Below are 13,635 nucleotides of genomic sequence, written 5' to 3'. Positions count from 1 at the left end.
TTGCTGCCTTCCGGATATTACTCCTCGCAGTCCCCGAATCCGGCATTCCTTTCCTTGAGGCCTTGGAATAGTTCCATCATGGAGATAATCTATGGTGGAATAAAGACCCGCACTGGCATCCCCACAGAAGAAGGACTCATGAACCCGAAGAAAGTACCGTTCTGGCTACGCTGGCTGGTGCCCGTGGTGCTGGTCATCACCTGGCTGGGCATTGCAGGAGTCGGCGGCCCTACCTTCGGGCGTTTGGACGAGGTCTCATCGAACGACCAGGCTTCCTTCCTCCCGGCCGGGGCCGAAGCTACCGAAGCCGGCGACTGGCAGGCCAAGTTCCGCGACTCCGAAGAGATCCCCGCGGTGGTCATCCTCGAAAACGATGCAGCGTTCACCCCGGCCCAACTGGGCGAAGCAGCCAAACTGAAAACCGACATCGAGGCACTCAAGCTGGGGAGCGCCGTCGTCGGGCCTATTCCGTCTGAAGACGGAAAAGCCGTCCAGTACATCGTTCCGATCGCTTCCACCGATGAAATACGGGACGTGGTGAAGGAACTGCGCGACGTCGTGCAGCCGGGCGCCCCGGACGGAATGAAGGCCTTCGTCACAGGCCCTGCCGGATTGACCGCCGACCTGGTCAACGCATTCGGCGGCATTGACGGCATCCTGCTGTTGGTCGCCTTGGGCGCCGTGTTCGTGATCCTGCTTCTGGTCTACCGCTCGGTGGTGCTCCCGCTGGCAGTACTCTTCACCTCGGTGTTCGCCTTATGCGCCGCAATACTGCTGGTCTTCGCCATGGCCAAGATGGGCTGGATCCAGCTCAACGGGCAAAGCCAGGGCATCCTGTCCATCCTGGTGATCGGCGCGGCCACCGACTACGCGCTGCTGTTCGTGGCCCGCTTCCGTGAGGCCCTGACCCACACCAGCAACCGGACGCAGGCAGTCCTGACAGCTTGGAAGGCGTCCTTCGAGCCGATCCTCGCATCGGGTGCCACAGTGATCATCGCCCTGCTCTGCCTGCTCTTCTCAGACCTGAATTCCAACAAAGCACTCGGTCCCGTAGCGGCGGCAGGCATTCTCTGCTCATTGTTCGCCGCGCTCACGCTCCTGCCCGCCTTGATGGCGCTGCTGGGCCGCGCCGCCTTCTGGCCCTTCCGCCCCAAGCTCCTGCCCGACGACGAACGCGAACCTGAGATTGTCACCGGACTTGAGGGGCAAAAGGGTCTGTGGCGCGCCACGGGCCGTCTGGTTTCACGACGTCCCCGCGTTGTCTGGGTGGCGTCGGTGTTGCTGCTCCTGGTCGCTGCCACAGGTGTGTTGCAGCTGAAGGCAAACGGTGTGCCGCAGACGGACGTCATTTTGGCCAAGTCCGACGCCGTCGACGGCCAGGAAGCTTTGGCGCGCCATTTCGACGCCGGCAGCGGCAGCCCCGCCGTCGTCGTCGCCTCGCAAAGTTCCGCGCAGCAGGTCCTGGACAAGGTCAAAGCAGCCAACGGAGTTGGTGACGCCTACCTTTTGGCCGAAGGAAACGTCCCCATTACCGGAGCGCCGGGAACTCCTTCCGATCCCGCCGTCCGCGACGGCCGGGTCCTCATCAACGCCACCCTGGACTCAGCGGCGGACTCCATCGAAGCCGAAAACGCCGTGAAGGAATTGCGGTCATCAGTACGCGAGGTTGACTCCGGGGCATTGGTGGGCGGGGTGACAGCCACAGCGCTGGACACCAACACCACTGCCCAGCGCGACCTCGTGGTCATCATTCCGATCGTCCTGGTGGTCATCCTCTTCATCCTGATGCTCCTTCTGCGCTCCGTGGTAGCACCTGTGCTGCTGGTGCTCTCCGTGGTGCTCTCCTACGGTGCCGCGATGGGCGTCTCGGCGTGGGTGTTCAACGGGTTCTTCGGATTCTCCGGAGCCGATGCCACCGTGCCGCTGTTCGGCTTCGTGTTCCTTGTTGCCTTGGGTGTGGACTACAACATCTTCCTGATGAGCCGGGTCCGCGAAGAGTCGTTGAAGCACGGAACCCGCCCAGGCATCCTCCGCGGCTTGGGCGTTACTGGCGGGGTCATCACTTCCGCCGGTGTGGTTCTGGCAGCTACGTTCGCGGCATTGGGCGTCATCCCCATCATGTTCCTGGTGCAGCTGGCATTTATCGTGGCCTTCGGCGTGCTGCTGGATACCGTGCTGGTCCGCTCGCTGCTGGTGCCCGCGCTCGCCTATGACATCGGCAGCAGGATCTGGTGGCCGGGCAAGCTGGCCCGTGAATCTTCGGCACCTTCGGCCGGGGCCCGTGAAGAGGAAGAAGCGCCGGTGGGGAGGTAGTTACACCTGCCGCGACCGGCGCTCAATCAGGACGGTGTCACGCCACTGACCGACGCGGGGACCTCCAGGCATGCGGGCGATGCGCTCCCGGCGTCCGACAACGACGAAGCCTTCGGCTGTGTGGAGCCGAAGGCTGGCTTCGTTCTCGGGGAACACGCTGGCTTGGATGGTCCAGATGCCGGCACTCTCCGTGGAGACGATCAGTGCCCGGAGGAGGTTCTTCCCAACGCCCAAGCCCCTGGCTTCCCGGGCAACGTAGATGGAATGCTCCACGACGCCGGCGTAAGCGGCCCGGGACGACACCGCCGAAACCGCGGCCCAGCCCAGCACCACGCCGTCCACATCAGCAACCAGCCGGTGTTCCTTCAAACGCGAAGCGTCGAATTGCTCCCATTCCGGAGCGTTGGCTTCGAAGGTGGCGTGCCCGGACTCGATTCCGGCTGTGAAGATCTCCCTCACTCCAGGCCAATCCTGTCCCGTCATCGGACGTATAACTAGCCGTGCGCCGTCGCTGGAGTGTGCGCCGGCGGTGACCGGGAAAGTCACAGGCTTTCCAGGAGGCTGCTGGTCCGTTCCATTGCGCCGGGGACCATGGAGTAATAAGCCCAGGTGCCGCGCTTCTCGCGGTGGAGGAGGCCCGCATCCACGAGGATTCTAAGGTGGTGGGACACTGTGGGCTGGCCGAGGCTCAGTGGCCCGGTGAGGTCGCACACGCAGGCTTCGCCTCCTTCCGAACCCTTGACGATGGACAAAAGGCGCAAGCGGTTGGGGTCCGCAAGGGCTTTGAATACCGATGCCCGGAGTTGAGCCTCGTATTCGTCGATGGACGACGGCCCCGACGGCTCGCAGCACTCTTCCGCTTCTACTTGTGTCAACTCAAGAACAGGCCCGGACTTCATACACCCATGGTGCCATACATTGACAAGCATCGATATAGCCGGACATACTCAATATCGAAGTTCATCAATGTTCTGCCCCGTCGATAGCGGGCATCGAGATCAGGAGCCACGTGAGCACCCCGACGAAAACCGCAGCCCGTGAGGTGAACCAGGGCGCCGCCGTCGTGGGAAAGCTTTCGGCCGTTGACCGTTTCCTCCCCCTCTGGATAATCGCCGCCATGGTCCTGGGCTTGCTTCTGGGCGGTCTCATTCCGGGGCTGAATACTGCCCTGGAGGGCGTGAAGATCGGCGAAGTCTCGTTGCCTATCGCCCTGGGCCTGCTGGTGATGATGTACCCGGTTCTCGCCAAAGTCCGCTACGACCAGGCACACCGGGTGCTGGCCGACCGCAAGTTGATGGTCACCTCGCTGGTGATCAACTGGGTTCTGGCCCCTGCCTTCATGTTTGCGCTCGCGTGGTTGTTCATCCCCGATCTGCCGGAATACCGGACGGGCTTGATCATTGTGGGTTTGGCACGCTGCATCGCCATGGTGATGATCTGGAACGACCTCGCGTGCGGAGACCGTGAATCCGCTGCCGTTCTTGTCTTCATCAACTCAGTCTTCCAAGTGGTCGCATTCGGGGGCCTTGGCTGGTTCTACCTCCAGTGGCTGCCCTCCCTTCTTGGTCTTCCCACCACCGCTGCCGATTTCTCCTTCTGGGCCATCACGCTCTCAGTTCTCGTCTTCCTTGGTATACCGCTGCTCGCCGGCTTCCTCACCCGGGTCATTGGCGAGAAGGCCAAAGGACGCATCTGGTACGAGGACGTCCTCTTGCCCAGGATTGGTCCGTGGGCGCTCTACGGCCTCCTTTTCACCATCACACTTCTGTTCGCGCTCCAGGGCGGCACCATCATGTCCCGGCCGATGGATGTTCTCCGCATTGCTTTGCCGTTGCTGGTCTACTTCCTGGTGGTGTTCGGCGCCGGGATGCTGACAGGCCGCCTGCTGAACCTCGGCTACGCCAAATCCACCACCCTCGCTTTCACGGCCGCCGGCAACAACTTCGAACTCGCCATCGCCGTAGCGATCGGAACCTTTGGCGTAACCTCGGGCCAAGCCCTCGCCGGCGTCGTCGGGCCCTTGATTGAAGTACCCGTCCTTGTTGCACTTGTGTATGTAGCCCTCTGGGCGCGCGAGCGCTATTTTCCTTCCACCACCATCGCTGCCTGACCTTCGAGGAAACCATGACCACCGAAAACGCCAAGAAGCCTTCAGTCCTGTTCGTCTGCGTCCATAACGCGGGACGCTCCCAGATGGCCGCAGCATTCCTCACGACGCTCTCCGACGGAGCCATCGAAGTCCGCTCCGCCGGTTCGCAGCCCGCGGACAAAGTCAACCCTGCTGCCGTCGAAGCCATGTCTGAACTTGGCATCGATATGTCCGCCGAGATACCAAAGGTCCTCACCACGGAGGCGGTCAAGGAGTCCGACGTCGTCATCACCATGGGATGCGGCGACGAGTGCCCGTATTTTCCAGGAAAGCGCTACGAGGACTGGGTTTTGGAAGACCCCGCAGGCCAAGGCCTGGACGCAGTCCGCCCGATCCGCGACGAAATCAAGACACGTATCGAGGACCTGATCGCCTCATTGATCCCTGCAGCAAGTAAACCCCGAGAAACAGGAGAGACACCCGTGAGCAACGAACAATTGATCATCATCGGGTCCGGCCCCGCGGGGTACACGGCCGCCATTTATGCCGCCCGGGCAGGCCTGAACCCCCTGGTCCTGGCAGGTTCAGTTACGGCCGGCGGCGCCCTGATGAACACCACCGAAGTGGAGAACTTCCCCGGTTTCCCGGCAGGCATCCAAGGTCCCGAGCTCATGGACGGTCTCCAGGAACAGGCCGAAAAGTTCGGCGCCCGCATAGTGTTCGACGACGTCACGGAAGTTGAACTCAGAGGTCACCTGAAGCGGGTGGTCACCGGGGCGGGTGAGACCCACGAGGCTCCGGCCGTCATCCTTGCCACCGGTTCCGCGTACAAGGAGCTGGGCCTCCCGGAGGAGAAGAAGCTCAGCGGACACGGTGTGTCCTGGTGTGCCACCTGTGACGGCTTCTTCTTCCGCGAACAGGACATCATCGTGGTTGGTGGCGGGGACTCAGCCATGGAGGAGGCCACGTTCCTCACGCGCTTCGGCAAGTCCGTGACAGTGGTGGTCCGGAAGGGTGAATTGCGGGCATCCCGCATCATGGCCCAGCGCGCCAAGGACAATCCGAAAATCACGTTCGCCTGGAACTCGGCCATCACCAAGATCCACGGCGACAGCAAAGTAACTGGCGTGACCCTCACGGACACCCGTACCGGCGAAACCCGGGAGCAGGGGGCTACAGGCATCTTCGTTGCCATTGGCCACCTGCCGCGCACCGAGCTCGTCGCGGGCCAGGTGGACCTCGACGAGGAGGGCTACATCAAGGTGGAGTCGCCCACCACGCTGACCAACTTGTCGGGTGTCTTCGCATGCGGCGACGCGGTGGATCACCGCTATCGGCAAGCCATCACAGCGGCCGGCACGGGCTGCGCGGCTGCCTTGGACGCCGAACGGTACCTGGCCGCCCTGGATGATGCGGACAGCATCGCAACAGCACTGGTCGAAGAGCCAACCCACTTCTGAGCAATACCAATGGAGGTATGAGTCACTCATGGTTGAAAACCTTCCCGTCGCCGTAATCGGTGCGGGTCCCGTCGGATTGGCTGCAGCAGCCCACCTGCTCGAGCGCGGCCTGGACCCGCTGATCTTCGAAGCCGGAGCAACGGCAGGTGCGGCCATTGAACAATGGCGCCACATCCGGTTGTTCTCGCCATGGCGATTCAACCTCGACGCCGCGGCCGTCCGCCTGCTTGAACCCACGGGTTGGGAATCACCGCGGCTGACTGCGCTTCCCTACGGCGGCGAACTCATCGACAACTACCTTGCCCCGTTGTCCGCCATCCCGGCGATCGCTTCCCGGCTCCGGACGGGAGCCCGGGTTCTCGCCGTCACCCGTAGCGGCCTGGACAAGACCCAAGGGCGCAACCGCGACACGACCCCCTTTGTTGTGCGCGTTCTAGATACCGCGGGGGAGGTACACGACTACGCCGTTTCGGCGGTCATCGATGCCTCAGGCACATGGTCAAGGCGTAACCCGCTGGGGATGTCGGGCCTGCCTGCCATCGGTGAGGACCGCGCCTCTGACAGGATTTCATCATCCCTTCCCGACGTCTCAGGGCGGGACCGGCATTCCTTCGCTGGACGCCGGGTCCTGGTGGTCGGTGCGGGGCACTCCGCGGCGAATACTTTGATCAACCTTGCGGAACTGGCCAAGGAAGAACCGGGGACACGTATTCTTTGGGCTGTCCGGGGAGCCTCGGCAGAGAAAGCCTACGGTGGCGGACATGCCGATGGACTGCCCGCGCGCGGACAACTTGGCTCCCGTCTTCGCCGCTTGGTCGACGCCGGAACGATAGAACTCCACATGGGCTTTGGCATCAGCTCGCTGACCGATGCCGAGCACGGCGTGACCGTAAAGTCCGGCGACGGACGCGACCTGGTGGCAGACGTCGTCGTGCCTTGTACTGGATTCCGCCCGGACCTGGATATGCTCCGTGAGCTGCGCCTGGATCTGGACCCGGCTGTTGAGGCGCCTACTGAACTGGGGCCGCTCATCGATCCCGAGTTCCATTCCTGCGGCACTGTTCCGCCGCACGGCGCCAAGGTTCTTTCGCACCCGGAGAAGGACTTCTACATTGTGGGCATGAAGTCCTACGGCCGTGCTCCCACATTCCTGTTGGCTACCGGCTACGAGCAGGTCCGCTCCGTGGCGGCGGCGCTGGCAGGGGATCGAGTGGCAGCCGACACCGTGCACTTGGAACTACCGGAAACCGGCGTGTGTTCGTCCGATGCCGGCACCAGTTGTGACGTTCCTGCTGTTGCCGCTGCATCTGCGGAGGATGATTCCAACAGTTGCTGCTCCGCTCCGGAGCCGGTGCTCATCGGCATTCCGACCGGGCTGGCCCACGGTCGTTCCGGAGCCTAGCCGCTGCGGCCATCAACCGGTTCAGGCGCTGACCGTGTTCCGTTCCCTGTAGGCATCTGCTGCGTAGACGCCGAGGACGCGCACTTCCGTGGTGAAGAACTCCAATTCCTCCAGCGCACGGCGCAGGCGGGCGTCCTCGGGGTGCCCCTCCACGTCGGACAGGAACATGGTTGCCGCGAACTCGTCGCCCACCATATAGCTTTCCAAACGGGTCATGTTGAGGCCGTTGGTCGCGAATCCACCCAATGCCTTGTAGAGGGCTGAGGGAACGTTGCGTACCCGGAAGACGAAGCTGGTGATTGCGGGACCGGGGAGTTCTTCCTTGGTGGGAAGTTCGCGTTCCCGGGCCAGGACAACAAAGCGGGTGGTGTTGCTTGGGTTGTCTTCGACGCCGGAGGCAAGCACGTCCAGTCCGTACAGTTTGGCGGCAAGCGGCGGAGCCAGCGACAGTTTGCGCGGATCATTCCACTCGCTGACTTCGCGGGCTGATCCCGCTGTGTCCCCGGCAATGACAGGCTTGAGCCCGGCTTCGCGGATAATCCTGCGGCACTGACCCAGCGCATGGATGTGGCTGTGGACCTCGGTGGCGTCCTCAATGGTGCTGCCTGGGATTCCCATCAGGTCAAAGTGGATCGGCAGGAAGTACTCGCCGACGATCTGGAGTTTCGACTGGGGGAGCAGCACGTGGATGTCGGCCACTCGTCCAGCGATGGAGTTCTCGATGGGGATCATGGCCAGATCGACGTCTCCATTGGAGACCAGTTCAAACGCGTCCTCAAAGCTGGCGCATGGGACGCTTTCAAGCTCGGGGAACATTTCCTTACATGCGAGATCCGAATTGGCTCCGGGCTCGCCTTGGTACGCAATCTTTTGGGCCATGCTGCTCATGGTTACACGGTGAGCGTCCGGCGACCCAACCGCGTCCAACCTGTGACTGGACAAGCGGGGGCGAGGAACAGCTTTCGTGGCCTGTAGGGTTCGACAGGTGAACTTCCACGCCTTTGAGCGCTTCGTAGCCCGGCAGCCGGTTCCTGATGATTCCAGCGGCATTGTCCACGCGGAAGAGCAGAACAGCGACTATGAATCCGGAGTTGCGTTGATCGCCGGACAGCAGTGGCGCATACGGACTGCGCGGATCACGCCGACGAAACCGGGTGCTTTTGTGGCGGTGTGGAAGCGGGACGTCAGTGGTTCAACCCGCCCGTTCACCGCGGCGGAGTCGTTGTCAGGCCTGCTCGTCTTCGTGGAGGACGGTGAGCGTTTCGGAGTATTCCGGTTCACCCCTGAACAGTTGATCTCACTGGGCTATGTCAGTTCCGGCCCGAGTCAGGGCAAACGCGGCTTCCGGGTCTATCCACCGTGGTGCACTGAACTGAATCCCCAGGCGCTGCGCACCCAGCGCGGGCAGGCCGCTGCGTTTGTCGAGCTACCGTCGACATGCGCAGCGGGGCCTGCCCCGGCCGGTGGAGTCAGCCGTTGATGATCTGGGGCACTCCCAGGGCCTTGAGGCCTTCGGCGCCGAATTCCAGGCCGTAGCCGGACTGCTTCGCACCGCCGAACGGGATGCGTGGGTCTACGGCGCCGTGCTTGTTGATCCATACAGTGCCGGCCTGGATCCGTGAGGCGACTTCCCGGGCGGCACCCAAGTCGGATGACCAGACGGAGGCGCCCAGTCCGACGTCGAGCGCGTTCGCCTTGGCGACGGCCTCGTCAACGGTGCTGTACTTGATGATCGGCAGCGCGGGTCCGAACTGTTCTTCAGCCACCAGCGGGTTGTCGTTATCGATGTCCGCCACCAGGGTGGTCGGGTAGAAGTTGCCGGGCTGGTCGGCGTCGGGGTTGCCGCCGATCAACACGCGCGCACCGGAATCGCGGGCGGCTTCAACCAGGCGGGCCACGATGTCGTACTGCTGCCGGTTCTGCAGCGGGCCCAGGACGTTGTTCTCATCCAGACCGTTGCCCATCGGCATGGCAGCAGCAACAGCTGCAAGCTCTGAGCAGACGGCTTCGTACTGGGACTCGTGCACGTACAGGCGCTTCAGGGCGGCGCAGGTCTGGCCGGTGTTGATGAAAGCCCCCCAGAACAGCCCTTCAGCGATGGCCTTGGGGTCGGAGTCCGGCAGGACGATACCGGCGTCGTTGCCGCCGAGTTCCAGCGTGAGCCGCTTGACGGTATCGGCCGACGAACGGATGATCGCCTTGCCCGTGGCGGTGGAGCCGGTGAACATGACCTTGCCGATGGCGTCGTGCGAGGCCAGCGCTTCGCCGACGTCGCGGCCGCCGGAGACCACGGACAGCAGTCCTTCAGGCACTTCCTGATTGATGATGGAGGCCAACGCCAGCACAGACAGCGGAGTGTATTCGGAAGGCTTGACCACCACGGCATTGCCCATGCGCAGGGCCGGGGCGATCTGCCACACGGTGATCATCATGGGCCAGTTCCACGGGCCAATGGCACCCACGACGCCGATGGGACGGTAGTGCAGCTCGGCGCGGGTCTCGCCGTCGTCCACTACTGTCTCGGGATCCAGCGGCGTCGCGGCCGTGGCGCGGAGCCAAGCGGCGCAGGCACCGACTTCGAAGCGGGCGTTCGGGCCGTTCAGCGGCTTGCCCTGCTCGCGGGAGAGCAGCTGGGCGAGTTCTTCAGCGGAACGCTCGACGGCGTCGGCTGCCTTCATGAGCGCAGCTGACCTGGCGTCGTCGCCCAAGGCAGCCCAGGCAGGTTGGGCGGCAGCGGCGGCATCAACCGCATGCTGGAGGTCCTCGACGGTGTGAACGGGCGCATCGCCGACAGCCTCGCCCGTCGCAGGGTCGAAAATGGTGCGGCGGTCTTGGCCGGGGGCCGGGGTAATCGAGGCCAGCAGGGCGTCGTAAGTCTCCATTGGTACTCCGCTCGGGTAGTAAGTCTTGGCGGCCAGTGAGGCACGCGGCGATGTTTCCAGTGTGGTTGGCATCACGCGACGCGGCCTTGTCTTTGCACGAACAGCCCTTGACGGGAAGTGAACGCTTTGCCCGTGCTGCCGAGTGGCTGATAATCGTGCTTGTGACTCTTGCTTCCCTCGCAGCCTTCGCCGGTCTCTGCCTGGTCCTGTCCGTAACGCCCGGCCCGGACACCTTCCTTGTCCTGCGCATCGCATTGAACAGGCCCAGCGCAGGCATTGCGGCAGCGGCTGGATCCGCCATGGGCGCGATTGCCTGGGCTGCCTTGGTGGGCGTGGGTTTGGCCGCCATCCTGGAGCAGTCAGCGGAACTGTTCCGCTGGGTCAAGATCGCAGGCGGCTTGTACTTGCTGTACCTGGGGGTGTCGTCGTTCATCAAGTCGCGGAAGGCCGCCAAATCAGCTGCCGCCGGGGAGGGTGCCAACGAGCCACTCCCGTACAGTCGTCTCTCGGCTTTGGGCGCCGGAGCCTTGTCGACGCTCCTCAATCCGAAGGTTGGCCTCTTCTACTTGGCGGTAGTTCCCCAGTTCATCCCGCATGGCGGCGACACCATGGGCACGTCGCTCATTTTGGGCGTGGTGGTGGCCGTCATCGCCTTCGCGTATCTCTCGATGATCGCCGTTGTGGCGTTCAAAGCGATGCGGTGGCTTAAGCGGCCCAAGGTGAGCACCGTCGTCGAGCGTGTCAGCAGCGGCGTGATCGCCGGGCTGGGAGTCGGCGTGGTGGCGTCGGGCGCCACGAGCTAGCGGCGCCGCCTGCTGCCTACGCGGCAAGCAGCGCCAGGTAATTGTCCAACTGCCCCTCAAGGTCCTGCGAGAAGTGTTCGTCCGGCGATAACGCGGCCACGATCTGCGCGCCCAGCATCATGTTCAGCAGGTGATCGGCGACGGCGGCGTCCCCGATGGGGGTAGCGATCTCACCGGCCGCCCGGGCTGCTGCACAGTGGGCCGTGATGGTGGTGTGCCACTGGCTCATGGACTCGCTGTGGAGGGCGGCCATGTCGGCGTCGTTGAGTGCCTTCTGCCAAAACGGGATGACGATGCGGGCTTCGTTGACGCGTTCCTCGTCCAGGGGCAGGACTTCGGCGCAGAATGCGCGGAGGGCCGCCACCCCTGAGAGTCCCTCGGTCATGGTGGCGATGCGTTGGTTGGTGCGGTTGAAAACGTGTCCGAAAGCGGATGTCAGCAGCAGGTCCTTGGTGGGGAAGTAGGGCTTGAGGGCGCCGTTGGCGAAGCCTGCTTCCTCTGCTATTTCCCGCATGGTGGCGCCTTCCATGCCGAGCCTTGCGATGATCCGCCATGTTGCATCCACCAGTTCGAGGCGTCGTTGATCGTGGTCCACAATCTTTGGCACTGGCTGGGCTCCCGGAAAAATAATTGGCGGAAAGGTCTTGTGACCCATCTTACGTTTTGGTTATTCTCTACACCTATAGAAAATAAATCCCGACCCATCATAGGTCCCGGACAAGAGGCAGCCATGACGCCCACAGCAACTGAGACAGCCACCCAGTACCGCCTGGCCACGGGTGCCGAGATCTCCGAGGTCCAGGCAATCCTGCGGGCCGCCGGACACCTTGGTTCCGAAAAGCGGATCGCCTACCTGGGACTGGTGGATCCTTCCCGTGGGCAGGCAGAGGCAGACCGCCGGTTCCGCGTGTTCATCCACGACATCTCCGGCGGAGCACCCACGGACGTCCTGGTTTCGGTGACACGCGGCGAAATCCTCATTGCCAAGGAACTGGACACCAAGGTCTCCGGCGAACTTCCCGTGCTGGAGGAAGAGTTTGAGGTAGTGGAAACGCTCCTCGCCACAGATGAGCGCTGGCTGGCAGCCCTCGCCGCCCGGGACCTGGACGTGGAAAAGGTTCGCGTCGCTCCGTTGTCCGCGGGTGTTTTTGAGTACGCGGAAGAGAAAGGCCGCCGCATCCTCCGCGGCCTGGCCTTCGTACAGGACTTCCCCGAGGACAGCGCCTGGGCCCACCCCGTCGATGGGCTGGTTGCGTACGTCGATGTCGTGAACAAGGAAGTCACCCAGGTCATCGACCTCGGAGCCATGCCCATCCCGGCAGAACACGGAAACTACACGGATCCTGAACTGACAGGCCCGCTGAGGGAAACGCAGAAACCCATCAGCATCACCCAGCCCGAAGGCCCGAGCTTCACGGTCACCGGCGGTAACCATGTCGAGTGGGAAAAGTGGAGCGTGGACGTCGGCTTCGATGTCCGCGAAGGAGTGGTCCTCCACAACCTTGCCTTCCAGGACGGCGAGAAGAAGCGCCCCATCATCAATCGCGGTTCCATCGCCGAGATGGTGGTTCCCTACGGTGACCCTTCGCCTATCCGGTCGTGGCAGAACTACTTCGACACCGGCGAATACCTGGTGGGCCAGTACGCCAACTCGCTGGAACTGGGCTGTGACTGCCTGGGTGACATTACCTATCTCAGCCCGGTCATCAGTGACGCCTTCGGCAACCCCCGCGAGATCCGCAACGGCATCTGCATGCACGAGGAAGACTGGGGCATCCTGTCCAAGCACTCCGACCTCTGGACCGGCATCAACTACACCCGCCGCAACCGGCGCTTGGTGATCTCCTTCTTCACCACCATCGGCAACTACGACTACGGTTTCTACTGGTACCTCTACCTGGACGGCACCATCGAGTTCGAGGCGAAGGCGACCGGCGTCGTGTTCACCAGTGCCTTCCCGGAAGGCGGCTCTGACAACATCTCGCAACTGGCCCCCGGCCTCGGCGCACCGTTCCACCAGCACCTCTTCAGCGCCCGCCTGGACATGGCCATCGACGGCTTCACCAACCGTGTGGAAGAAGAAGACGTGGTCCGCCAGGCCATGGGCGAAGGCAACGAGCGCGGCAACGCGTTCTCCCGCAAGCGCACGCTCCTGACCAAAGAATCGCAGGCCGTCCGGGAAGCCGATGCCCGCAGTGGCCGCACCTGGATCATCTCCAACCCGGAGTCCAAGAACCGTCTCGGTGAACCGGTCGGCTACAAGCTCCACTCCGAGAACCAGCCCACGTTGCTGGCCGATCCCGGCTCCTCCATCGCCAAGCGCGCGGCCTTCGCCACCAAGGACGTATGGGTCACCCGCTACGCCGATGAGGAGCGCTACCCCACGGGCGATTTCGTGAACCAGCACGCCGGTGGCGCCGGCCTCCCGGCCTACGTCGCCCAGGACCGTGACATCGACGGCCAGGACATCGTCCTCTGGCACACCTTCGGCCTCACGCACTTCCCGCGCGTGGAGGACTGGCCCATCATGCCTGTGGACACCGTTGGCTTCAAGCTTCGGCCCGAGGGCTTCTTCGACCGCAGCCCAGTCCTGGACGTGCCGGCCAACACCTCAGGCTCAAGCTGCCACAGCGCAGCCGGTGATTCCGGCGAGCCTGCCGGTCACTGCCACTAAAGGGCCGCGAAG

General features: G+C 63.4%; 12 protein-coding genes and 1 pseudogene. 8 read left to right on the top strand and 5 right to left on the bottom strand.

Annotation, left to right across the window (positions count from 1 at the left end; genetic code table 11):
• Window positions 1-138: 138 nt before the first annotated feature.
• The gene (locus tag PYR64_RS16795; RefSeq protein ID WP_079581905.1) at window positions 139-2,313 is read left to right on the top strand and encodes an efflux RND transporter permease subunit; all 2,175 of its coding nucleotides are present in this window, start codon (window positions 139-141) and stop codon (window positions 2,311-2,313) included.
• Here PYR64_RS16795 and PYR64_RS16790 read toward each other — a convergent pair whose 3' ends face one another.
• Both PYR64_RS16790 and PYR64_RS16785 read right to left on the bottom strand, forming a co-directional pair.
• Window positions 2,314-2,859, bottom strand: coding sequence for a GNAT family N-acetyltransferase (locus PYR64_RS16790; RefSeq protein WP_324293004.1), 546 nt, complete (start codon window positions 2,857-2,859; stop codon window positions 2,314-2,316).
• Window positions 2,856-3,212 (bottom strand): metalloregulator ArsR/SmtB family transcription factor, encoded by a 357-nt coding sequence (locus PYR64_RS16785; protein ID WP_018778228.1) that lies wholly within the window; start codon window positions 3,210-3,212, stop codon window positions 2,856-2,858. Before PYR64_RS16785 ends, PYR64_RS16790 begins: the two co-directional genes overlap by 4 nt.
• Before the next feature lie 110 nt (window positions 3,213-3,322).
• Between PYR64_RS16785 and arsB the strand changes: the two genes are divergently transcribed.
• From arsB to PYR64_RS16765, 4 genes and pseudogenes are all read left to right on the top strand, one after another.
• The gene (gene arsB / locus PYR64_RS16780; protein ID WP_189076281.1) at window positions 3,323-4,423 is read left to right on the top strand and encodes an ACR3 family arsenite efflux transporter; all 1,101 of its coding nucleotides are present in this window, start codon (window positions 3,323-3,325) and stop codon (window positions 4,421-4,423) included.
• Window positions 4,424-4,437: 14 nt separating this feature from the next.
• Window positions 4,438-4,818, top strand: a pseudogene (locus PYR64_RS16775) (arsenate reductase ArsC); the annotation flags it as partial.
• 66 nt (window positions 4,819-4,884) lie between these two features.
• A complete protein-coding gene (gene trxB / locus PYR64_RS16770) occupies window positions 4,885-5,862 on the top strand; it encodes a thioredoxin-disulfide reductase (protein ID WP_189076280.1) in 978 nt (325 codons plus the stop codon).
• Window positions 5,863-5,890: 28 nt separating this feature from the next.
• The gene (locus tag PYR64_RS16765) at window positions 5,891-7,264 is read left to right on the top strand and encodes an NAD(P)-binding domain-containing protein (protein ID WP_189076279.1); all 1,374 of its coding nucleotides are present in this window, start codon (window positions 5,891-5,893) and stop codon (window positions 7,262-7,264) included.
• A 21-nt stretch (window positions 7,265-7,285) separates the two neighbouring features.
• Here PYR64_RS16765 and PYR64_RS16760 read toward each other — a convergent pair whose 3' ends face one another.
• On the bottom strand, window positions 7,286-8,143 hold the full coding sequence (locus PYR64_RS16760; protein ID WP_018778233.1) for a prephenate dehydratase: 858 nt from the start codon (window positions 8,141-8,143) through the stop codon (window positions 7,286-7,288).
• 106 nt (window positions 8,144-8,249) lie between these two features.
• Between PYR64_RS16760 and PYR64_RS16755 the strand changes: the two genes are divergently transcribed.
• On the top strand, window positions 8,250-8,744 hold the full coding sequence (locus tag PYR64_RS16755; protein ID WP_039243058.1) for a MepB family protein: 495 nt from the start codon (window positions 8,250-8,252) through the stop codon (window positions 8,742-8,744).
• On the opposite strand, the gene PYR64_RS16750 is transcribed toward PYR64_RS16755, so the two are convergent.
• The gene (locus PYR64_RS16750) at window positions 8,734-10,146 is read right to left on the bottom strand and encodes an aldehyde dehydrogenase family protein (protein WP_275779988.1); all 1,413 of its coding nucleotides are present in this window, start codon (window positions 10,144-10,146) and stop codon (window positions 8,734-8,736) included. The two genes, PYR64_RS16755 and PYR64_RS16750, sit on opposite strands and share 11 nt — an antisense overlap.
• A 161-nt stretch (window positions 10,147-10,307) precedes the next feature.
• Between PYR64_RS16750 and PYR64_RS16745 the strand changes: the two genes are divergently transcribed.
• A complete protein-coding gene (locus PYR64_RS16745) occupies window positions 10,308-10,949 on the top strand; it encodes a LysE family translocator (RefSeq protein WP_189076277.1) in 642 nt (213 codons plus the stop codon).
• A 16-nt stretch (window positions 10,950-10,965) separates the two neighbouring features.
• On the opposite strand, the gene PYR64_RS16740 is transcribed toward PYR64_RS16745, so the two are convergent.
• Window positions 10,966-11,556, bottom strand: coding sequence for a TetR/AcrR family transcriptional regulator (locus tag PYR64_RS16740; protein WP_039243056.1), 591 nt, complete (start codon window positions 11,554-11,556; stop codon window positions 10,966-10,968).
• A 123-nt stretch (window positions 11,557-11,679) separates the two neighbouring features.
• Here PYR64_RS16740 and PYR64_RS16735 point away from each other — a divergent pair, with 123 nt between their 5' ends.
• Window positions 11,680-13,623, top strand: a complete 1,944-nt coding sequence (locus PYR64_RS16735; RefSeq protein WP_275776470.1) for a primary-amine oxidase — start codon at window positions 11,680-11,682, stop codon at window positions 13,621-13,623.
• The last annotated feature ends 12 nt before the right edge of the window (window positions 13,624-13,635 follow it).

This window comes from Paenarthrobacter sp. Y-19 (genome assembly GCF_029223985.1).
Taxonomy (GTDB): Bacteria; Actinomycetota; Actinomycetes; order Actinomycetales; family Micrococcaceae; genus Arthrobacter; species Arthrobacter nicotinovorans.
The sequence above is the reverse complement of the archived record's forward strand: the minus strand, read 5'-3'. Positions and strand labels throughout refer to the sequence as shown.

Excerpts from the sequence above, each read along its gene's own strand:
- PYR64_RS16795 (WP_079581905.1), top strand. The coding sequence starts at position 139 with ATGAACCCGAAGAAAGTACCGTTCTGGCTACGCTGGCTGGTGCCCGTG.
- PYR64_RS16785 (WP_018778228.1), bottom strand. The coding sequence starts at position 3,212 with ATGAAGTCCGGGCCTGTTCTTGAGTTGACACAAGTAGAAGCGGAAGAG.
- PYR64_RS16765 (WP_189076279.1), top strand. The coding sequence starts at position 5,891 with ATGGTTGAAAACCTTCCCGTCGCCGTAATCGGTGCGGGTCCCGTCGGA.
- PYR64_RS16760 (WP_018778233.1), bottom strand. The coding sequence starts at position 8,143 with ATGGCCCAAAAGATTGCGTACCAAGGCGAGCCCGGAGCCAATTCGGAT.
- PYR64_RS16750 (WP_275779988.1), bottom strand. The coding sequence starts at position 10,146 with ATGGAGACTTACGACGCCCTGCTGGCCTCGATTACCCCGGCCCCCGGC.
- PYR64_RS16735 (WP_275776470.1), top strand. The coding sequence starts at position 11,680 with ATGACGCCCACAGCAACTGAGACAGCCACCCAGTACCGCCTGGCCACG.